At 71.1% G+C, this 7,823-nt stretch carries 7 protein-coding genes; 2 read left to right on the top strand and 5 right to left on the bottom strand.

Going from position 1 to position 7,823, the window contains the following annotated elements:
* The 5 genes from ACTWQJ_RS41860 to ACTWQJ_RS41840 form a co-directional block, all read right to left on the bottom strand.
* Window positions 1-322, bottom strand: a 322-nt coding sequence (locus ACTWQJ_RS41860; protein WP_443311656.1) for an FAD-dependent oxidoreductase, incomplete at its 3' end; no start/stop codon positions are given.
* 64 nt (window positions 323-386) lie between these two features.
* Window positions 387-1,610: a beta-ketoacyl-[acyl-carrier-protein] synthase family protein gene (locus ACTWQJ_RS41855; RefSeq protein WP_443311655.1), complete on the bottom strand. Its 1,224-nt coding sequence runs from the start codon at window positions 1,608-1,610 to the stop codon at window positions 387-389.
* Window positions 1,607-1,855 (bottom strand): acyl carrier protein, encoded by a 249-nt coding sequence (locus ACTWQJ_RS41850; protein WP_443311654.1) that lies wholly within the window; start codon window positions 1,853-1,855, stop codon window positions 1,607-1,609. The genes ACTWQJ_RS41855 and ACTWQJ_RS41850 overlap by 4 nt, the downstream gene beginning before the upstream one ends.
* Before the next feature lie 48 nt (window positions 1,856-1,903).
* Window positions 1,904-2,908, bottom strand: a complete 1,005-nt coding sequence (locus tag ACTWQJ_RS41845) for a beta-ketoacyl-ACP synthase III (protein ID WP_443311653.1) — start codon at window positions 2,906-2,908, stop codon at window positions 1,904-1,906.
* Window positions 2,905-3,717, bottom strand: a complete 813-nt coding sequence (locus ACTWQJ_RS41840) for an AfsR/SARP family transcriptional regulator (RefSeq protein WP_443311652.1) — start codon at window positions 3,715-3,717, stop codon at window positions 2,905-2,907. Before ACTWQJ_RS41840 ends, ACTWQJ_RS41845 begins: the two co-directional genes overlap by 4 nt.
* A gap of 203 nt (window positions 3,718-3,920) precedes the next feature.
* Between ACTWQJ_RS41840 and ACTWQJ_RS41835 the strand changes: the two genes are divergently transcribed.
* A complete protein-coding gene (locus tag ACTWQJ_RS41835; protein WP_443311651.1) occupies window positions 3,921-4,805 on the top strand; it encodes a DUF5829 family protein in 885 nt (294 codons plus the stop codon).
* 63 nt (window positions 4,806-4,868) lie between these two features.
* Window positions 4,869-7,700: an amino acid adenylation domain-containing protein gene (locus ACTWQJ_RS41830; RefSeq protein ID WP_443311650.1), complete on the top strand. Its 2,832-nt coding sequence runs from the start codon at window positions 4,869-4,871 to the stop codon at window positions 7,698-7,700.
* Window positions 7,701-7,823: the final 123 nt, after the last annotated feature.

Genomic DNA, 7,823 nt, shown 5'->3' with positions numbered 1-7,823 from the left:
ATGCCCAGTGTTCGTATTCGATCGCCTCTCCGCGGGTGTAGATCATCGCGTTGAGGGAGCTCGAACCGCCCAGCACCCGGCCGCGCGGCCAGTGCAGGCGGCGGTCGGCGGCGTGCTCCTGGGGCTCGGTCCGGTACCCCCAGTCCTGTTCGCTGAACCAGAGTTCGCCGAATCGCAGCGGATCGTGGATGGCCGGGTTGGTGTCCGGCCCTCCCGCCTCCAGGAGCAGTACGCTCGCGCCCTGGTCGACGAGACGGCGCGCCACGACGCAGCCGGCGGATCCGGCGCCGACCACGATGATGTCGAACGGACCTTTGCTCAAGTGTTCGGTCACAAGCCCGCTTTCGCTGTCAGAACTGTCACGTGGTGTCGCATGTCGTATGTGGTCAGGCGGAGGTGAAGACCAGGACCGCGTTCTGGCCGCCGAAGCCGAAGGAGTCGCTCACCGCGACATCGATCCGCCGGTCGAGGGGGGCCTTGGACACGATGTCCAGGTCGATGTCCGGATCCTGGTTCTCCAGATTCGCGGTGGGCGGCACAGTCGAGGTCTCCACGGTCAGTACGGTCAGCGCCGCTTCGATCGCGCCGGCCGCGCCGAGGGTGTGCCCGACCACGCCCTTGGTCGAGGTGACCGCCGCCTCGGTGCCCAGCAGCGCGCGCAACGCCCGTGACTCCGCGGCGTCGTTGAGCGGGGTCGACGTGCCGTGCGCATTCACATGGTCGACGTCGCCCGGCGCCACGTCGGCGTCGGCGAGGGCGGCGCGCAGCGCGCGGTGGATTCCCGCGCCCTCGGGGTCCGGTGCCGTCATGTGGTGCGCGTCGGCCGAAGCCCCGTAACCGGCGATCCTCGCCCGAATGTGGGCGCCGCGGGCCCGTGCGTCGACCTCGCGCTCCAGCACCAGGACGCCGCTGCCTTCGCCGATGACGAAGCCGTCGCGGTCCGCGTCGAAGGGGCGGGAGGCGGCACCGGGTTCGTCCAGGCGCCTGGAGAGCGCGCCCATCTGCGCGAACCCGGTGACGATCAGCGGACTCACGCCCGCCTCGCCGCCACCGGTGATCACCACATCGCACCGGTCGTCGCGCAGCAGGTCCAGCGCGGCCCCGATTGCGGTGGCGCCGGAGGCGCAGGCCGTCGCCGTGACGAAGTTGGGCCCGGTGGCGCCGAATTCCATCGCGAGATGGCCCGCCACCATGTTCGGCACGAGCATGGGAATGAGCAGCGCGGAGACCGCGCCGGGTCCTTCGCCGAGCAGATTCCGGTGCTGTCGCTCCCAGGTGGAGACCCCTCCGAGCCCGCAGCCGATGACGACGCCGACCCGTGCACCGTCCCACGTCTTGGGGTCGAGTCCGGAGTCGGCCACCGCCTCGCGCGCCGCGGTGACGGTCAGTTGGACGAACCGGTCGTGGACGAGTGTGCTGCGCCGGCCGACCCGCTTGGTGGCGTCGAAGTCCGGCACGGTGCACGAGATGTCGACGGGCAGTCCCTCGAGCTCGGGGTTGCGCCGGGCCGCCGACCGGCCCGCACACACTCCCCGCCAGCTGTCCTCGGCGCCGATGCCGACCGCGGTGACCAGGCCGAGACCGGTTACGGCGATGGGGGAAGCGGTCATGACGACGTCGCCGCGGCGGCCTGCTCCTCGATCACCTCGGCGGCGCGTCCGATGGTGTCGCGGGGTGAGGCGGCGTCATCACTGACCTGGACGCCGAGCTCCTTCTGGACCACCAGCAGCAGCTCGACCAGGAAGAGCGAGTCCATCTCCAGGTCTTCGAAGGTCACGTCGGGCTTGATCTCCGAGCGGTCGACCTTGAAGTGATTGACCAACAGGTCCACGAGCTTGTCGTACATGGCTGTCATGACGGGTTCCCCTTTCATCGTGCGGTCGTCGTGTGGTTGTCGTGGGTGTCAGGCCCGGCCGGTCTCCGGCCAGGTCAGTACGGTCGAGCCCCAGGTGAAGCCGCCGCCGAAGGCTGTGAGCAGGACCCGGTGGCCCGGGCGCAGCGCACCGGAGGCCGACGCGTGATCGAGGGCGAGGGGGAGGGAGGCGGCCGCGGTGTTGCCGACCTCGGCGATGTTGCTATAGGCACGCTCGGGTGCGATGCCGAGCTCGTCGGAGAGCCGGTGCAGAATGCGCTCGTTGGCCTGGTGGGCGATGAACCAGTCGACATCGGTGTGCTGCCAGCCCGCGCGGCCGAGCGCTGTCCTGGAGGACTCCGCCATGCGTTGCACCGCGTGCCAGAAGACCTCCTTGCCGGCCATGGAGAAGTAGTGGTCCTTCGGGTCGGGGTCGCGGCCGGACAGCCGCTGGGCCGAGCCCCCGGCCCTGACGGTGATCAGGTCGCATCCCTCGCCGTCGCTGCCGAGGTCGAAAGGCCCGAGGGCGCCCGGTTCGTCGGGCTCGCCCGCGCGCAGTACCACCGCTCCCGCGCCGTCACCGAAGATCGCCGAGGTCGATCGGTCGGTCATGTCGAGAATGCTGGAATAGGTGTCCGCGCCGATGACCAGGACCCGGTCGGCGGTGCCGGTCGCGATCAGTCCGGCGGCTGTGGCGAGGCCGTAGACGAATCCGGTGCACACCGCCGCGACGTCGTATGCGGCGGTGCCACCCAGGCCCAGCTTCGAGGCCACCAGGGGCGCGGTGGCCGGGCAGGGCCGATCGGGCGTGGCCGTCGCCACCAGCACGGCGTCCACCGAGGATTCGCCCGCGGACTTGAGGGCCCGTTGGCCCGCGCCCACGGCCAGATCCGAGGTGGCCGTGCCGGGGTCGGCGAAGTGACGCCGGGCGATGCCCGTCCGCGAGCGGATCCACTCGTCCGAACTGCCCTCCACCGCGGCGGCGAGCTCGGCGTTGGACACCGCACGGGGCGGCAGACAGCTGCCGATCCCGGTCAGTACGGCGGCCCGGCTCATGCGCCTATTCCCGCCGGTTCGCAGGCGGCGGACCAGCTCGCCGACGGCGATGCGAGCGCCGTGTCCTGGGCGAGGATCTCGGCGTAGCGCCGCTGGAGCGCGGCGCCGGGCCGCAGGCCCAGTTCCTCGTCCAGCCGCTGCCGGGTCCGGTGGTAGAGCGACAGGGCCTCGCCCTGCCGACCGGTCCGGTAGTGGGCGACCATCAACTGCTCGCAGAAGCGCTCGTGCAGCGGGTGCTGGGCGACGAGGCGACTCAGTTCGGCGGCCGCCTGGCGGGCTTCGCCGATGGCCAGCCTGGCGTCGGCCAGGTCCTCGCACATGGCCAGCCGCCGCTCCTCGAACAGCGCCGCCGCCGCCCGGCAGCGCAGCCCGTCACCGGCGTCGAGCAGCGCAGGACCGCGCCACAGCCGCAGTCCGGACTCCAGGAGTTCCACGGCCCGGCGGGGGTTGCCGCGCAGGGCCGCCGAGCCCTCGGCAGCGAGCGCGAGGAATCGGTTGCCGTCCACACACTCGTGCGGAACGTCCAGCACATAGCCGTTGTGCACGGCGCGCAGCACGCTCCCGGCGGTCCGCTCGTGCGCAGGGCCGTCGAGCACCTTGCGCAGGCGGGCGGCGTGCGCCTGCAGGGCGTTGTGGACATTCCCGAGCGGCCGACCCGACCACAACTCGTCGGCCAGTGCCACATGCGATATCGGTCGGCCGGCTTCCAGCGCGAGCGTCGCGAGCATGGCGCGCACTTTGTTCGCCCGGATTCCGCGTTCCTGTCCGCCGACGGTGACGGAGACGGTGCCAAGGATTTCGATGTGCACGGCACTCCTAGGTCGCTGAAACGAGATTCCGATAGTCACCGGGCCAACTCGGTGGTGTCAAGCGCCAATTTGCCGGTACAGGGACCCGACCCAGGGTGTGGCCCAGGGTACACAGGGATTCCCCCGGTGCTTTTCCGGACCGGCCGCTGTAAGACTTCTGCCGCCGGAGTCCTGGAATCAGGAAATTCAGATCGGAGCGGCGTGTGACGAGCGGATCCGCGGGAGGCGGCCAGGGGCCGGTGCCCCGTATCGACCACATCATGGTGCTGCTGGACGAGGAGGCGCACCAGGACGTGTCCCGCAGCGACTTCATAGGGGAGCGCTTCGGGCGGATCAAGCGCAAGGAGGCGGACAGTTCGGTGGCGGGCGCGTACTCCACCTTCGGAGTGGCGGGCGAGCACACGCTGATCGAGCTCTTCGGCACGGCGCTGCCCAGCACCTCACCGCTGACCGGAGGGCTGGTGTTCTCGTTCGAGGAGCCGGGCTCCTCGGCGGCCGCCCGCGCGCAGCTCGACGCCTCGGGGCGTGCCAAGTACCACTACGACCTGGTACGCCGCACCGTGGACGGGTCCGACGAACAGCAGCCGTGGTACCACCTGATCAGCGTCGACCTCGGCGAGGCCAGCCCGCTGCTGCTTTTCCTCAACGAGGTGACCGACGAGTACTTCCGGTCCATCGGCGCGCGTCCGGCACCGGACGGGACACGGCGCCGGCGCGACTATCTGGATGCCGCGCTCGGCACGCCGTACGACGGGACCCGGATGATGCGGGACATCACCGGGGTCAGGCTGTCCGTCGGCACGGAGCGCGCCCAGCGCATCGCCGACGCACTCGCCGTCTTCGGATATCGCGCGGCCGAGCGGGAGGGCGGCTCGCGTGAACTGCGCGGTCCCGGCCTCGATATCCGTCTTGACGTCGACGACGCAGCGGGGGAACGCGTCACGGAAATCGAGATCGGCCTGGTATCTCAGGGACCCCCGGGGCCGGAGATTTATACGCCCGCGGAATTCCGTTTCGGAAGTAGCTCGCGGCTCGTCATAGAAACTCCGGGGCGCGCCCGCTGGCTCTTCGAGCCGATGGACCGGTAGCGGCCGGTGGACCGGTACGGCGGGGAAACAATTCAGCGAGAACAACAGGGGAACTCGCGGACAATGACTGAGACCATTCCACTCTTCGGTGAGGTATTCGACCGCCGTGTTGCGGCGACGCCGGACGCGACCGCGGTCGAGTTCCGCGGCCGACGGCTGTCCTACAGGGAGTTGGCCGACCGGTCGGCCCGCCTGGCGGTGGAGCTGAAGCGCGCGGGCGTCGGCCCGGACAGCATCGTGGGCATCGCGGCCGCCGCGTCGCTCGACCTGCCCGTCGCGGTGCTCGGCATTCTGCGCGCGGGCGGAGCCTGGCTGCCGCTCGACCCCTCCTATCCGGCCGACCGGCTGCGGTACATGATCGCCGACTCCGGTGTCTCGACCCTCGTTTCCGACCCCCGCACCGCTTCCCGGCTGGCGCACGGCGACCTGCGGATCGTCGACCTGGAGAAGCTGAACGGCGAGCGGCCCATGGAGACCGGTGCAGCCCGCCCAGGCTCACACCTGCTGCCCGGCCAACTCGCCTACGTCATCTACACCTCCGGCTCCACCGGCCGCCCTAAGGGTGTCGCGCTCACACACCAGGGCCTCGCCAATCTCGTACACGCCCAGGCCGACGCTTTCGGCGTCACCCCGGACGACCGGGTGCTGCAGTTCGCGCCGACCAGTTTCGACGCGTCGGTCTTCGAGATGACCATGGCGCTGTCCGCGGGCGCGACCCTGGTGCTGGCTTCGCGCGAGGACATCGCGCCCGGCCCCGGCCTGGCCGACGTCCTCCGCGACCACCGCATCACCCATGTCACGCTGCCGCCCTCGGTGCTGGCCACCCTGCCCCCGACCGAGCTGCCGGATCTGGCCGTGCTGGTCTGCGCCGGTGAAGCGTTCCCCGAGCACTTGGCCAAACAGTGGCTGCCCGGCCGCCGCGTGTTCAACGCGTATGGCCCCACCGAGACGACCGTGTGGGCCACTGTCGCCGAACTGGCCCCCGGCGGCGGCAAACCCTCCATCGGCACGGCGATACACGGCGCGCGCACCGCCGTCCTCGACGAGCGGCTGCGACCGGTGCCGGACGGCACCCCCGGCGAACTGGCCATCGGCGGACAGGGCGTGGCCCGCGGCTACCTCGGCAGGCCCGCACTGACCGCGGAGCGCTTCATACCGGATCCCGGCGCCGGGGCCGAGGAGCCCGGCGCGCGGCTGTACCGCACCGGCGACCGCGTGGTCCGCCACCCGGATGGACAGCTCGAATTCCTCGGCCGCATCGACCACCAGGTCAAGATCCGCGGCTTCCGGATCGAGCCCGACGAGATCGCCTGCCAGCTGGCCGAACACCCGGACGTCGCCGACGCCGTGGTGATCGCCCGAGACGGCGGGGCAGGCCCTGAACTCGTCGGCTATGTCACCGGCCACGGCAACGACGGGCTCGAGGGCCTGGACGCCGAGGCGCTGCGCGACCACCTCGCTCAGCGGCTTCCCGCCCATATGCTGCCGACAGCCGTCGTGCCGCTGGACCGGATGCCCCTGACGCCCAGCGGCAAGATCGACCGGGAAGCGCTGCCCGCCCCCGAGCGGCGCGCCGCGGCGCCCGGCGCCTTCGTCGAGCCCAGCACCCCGACCGAACGGGCGCTGGCCGCGATCCTTGCCGAGCTGCTGTCCGTGGACCGGGTCGGAGCGGACGCCGACTTCTTCGAGCTCGGCGGCCATTCGCTGCTGGCCGGCAGGCTGGCCGCACGCGTACGCTCCGACCTCGGCCGCGAGCTGCCCCTGAGCCGGATCTACGAGGCGCGAACCATGACGGCCATGGCCGAGGCGATCGACTCGGCGCCGGTCGGCGTTCCCGTACCACCGATCCATGCCGCCTCGTGGGAGTCGGGCGCAGCCGAACCCGCGCCGCTGTCCTTCCCGCAGGAGCGGATCTGGTTCCTGGAGAAGCTCGCACCGGGCAATCTCGCCTACAACGCGCAGGCGACCGTGCGGCTGCGCGGACCGCTCGACCCCGAGGCCCTGCGCGCGACCCTCACCGAAATCGTGCGTCGCCACGCGGTGTTCCGCACCGCGTTCAAGGACGTCGACGGCACGCCGATGCAGTTCCCGCAGCCGCCCATGCCCGTGCCCCTGCCGCTGACCGATGTGCCCGCCGAGGAGTGCGAAGAGCGCGCCGAGGCGATCGTCCGGGAGACCGTACAGGCCCCGTTCGACCTCGCCGCGCCGCCACTGGCGCGCTGGGCGCTGATCAGGCACGCCGAGGACGACCACACCCTGGTCCACGTCGAGCACCACCTCGTGCACGACGGCTGGTCGTACGCGCTGTTCCTGCGCGAACTGCAGGCCCTGTACCCGGAGCTGGCCGAGGGCCGCCCGGCCCCGCTGGCCGAACCGCCCATCGCCTACACCGACTTCGCGCTGTGGCAGCGCGACTGGCTGCGCGACGACGTACTCGACGCCTTCCTGGACCACTGGACGGCCGAACTGTCCGGCGCCCCCGCCGCGCTGGACCTCCCCACCGACCGCCCGCGACCCGCCGCGCAGAGCTTCAACGGCTCGTCGGTGCGCGTCGACCTGCCCGCCGCACTCGGCCGCCGGCTGCGCGCCTACAGCCGCGCCCGCGGCATCACCCTCTACACCGCCATGCTCAGCGGATTCGCCGCACTGATGTCCCGTTACAGCCTCCAGGAGGACGTGGTGGTAGGCAGCGGCGTCGCCAACCGGCGGCTGGCCGAGACCGAGCAGATGATGGGCATGGTCGTCAACACCGTGCCGCTGCACATCGATCTGTCGGGGCGGCCCGGGTTCGACGAGCTCGTCCGGCGGGTGCACAACACCACAGGACGGGCCCACGAGTGGCAGGACGTCCCGCTGGACCGGCTGGTCGACGCACTGGGGCTGCCCCGCGACTGAGGCTGATCCTTTGGAGTGGACACCCTGACAATGGATCTTGATGGTCCAGGGAGGGATGTCCAGGTGGGGCGCAAGTCTCCGTATCCGGAGGAGTTCAGGAAGGACGCTGTCGCGCTCTATCGC

This window comes from Streptomyces sp. KR55, assembly GCF_052245645.1.
Lineage (GTDB): Bacteria > Actinomycetota > Actinomycetes > Streptomycetales > Streptomycetaceae > Streptomyces > Streptomyces flavusporus.
This window is presented reverse-complemented; position numbering and strand designations above follow the sequence as displayed.

Excerpts from the sequence above, each read along its gene's own strand:
- ACTWQJ_RS41855 (WP_443311655.1), bottom strand. The coding sequence starts at position 1,610 with ATGACCGCTTCCCCCATCGCCGTAACCGGTCTCGGCCTGGTCACCGCG.
- ACTWQJ_RS41850 (WP_443311654.1), bottom strand. The coding sequence starts at position 1,855 with ATGACAGCCATGTACGACAAGCTCGTGGACCTGTTGGTCAATCACTTC.
- ACTWQJ_RS41845 (WP_443311653.1), bottom strand. The coding sequence starts at position 2,908 with ATGAGCCGGGCCGCCGTACTGACCGGGATCGGCAGCTGTCTGCCGCCC.
- ACTWQJ_RS41830 (WP_443311650.1), top strand. The coding sequence starts at position 4,869 with ATGACTGAGACCATTCCACTCTTCGGTGAGGTATTCGACCGCCGTGTT.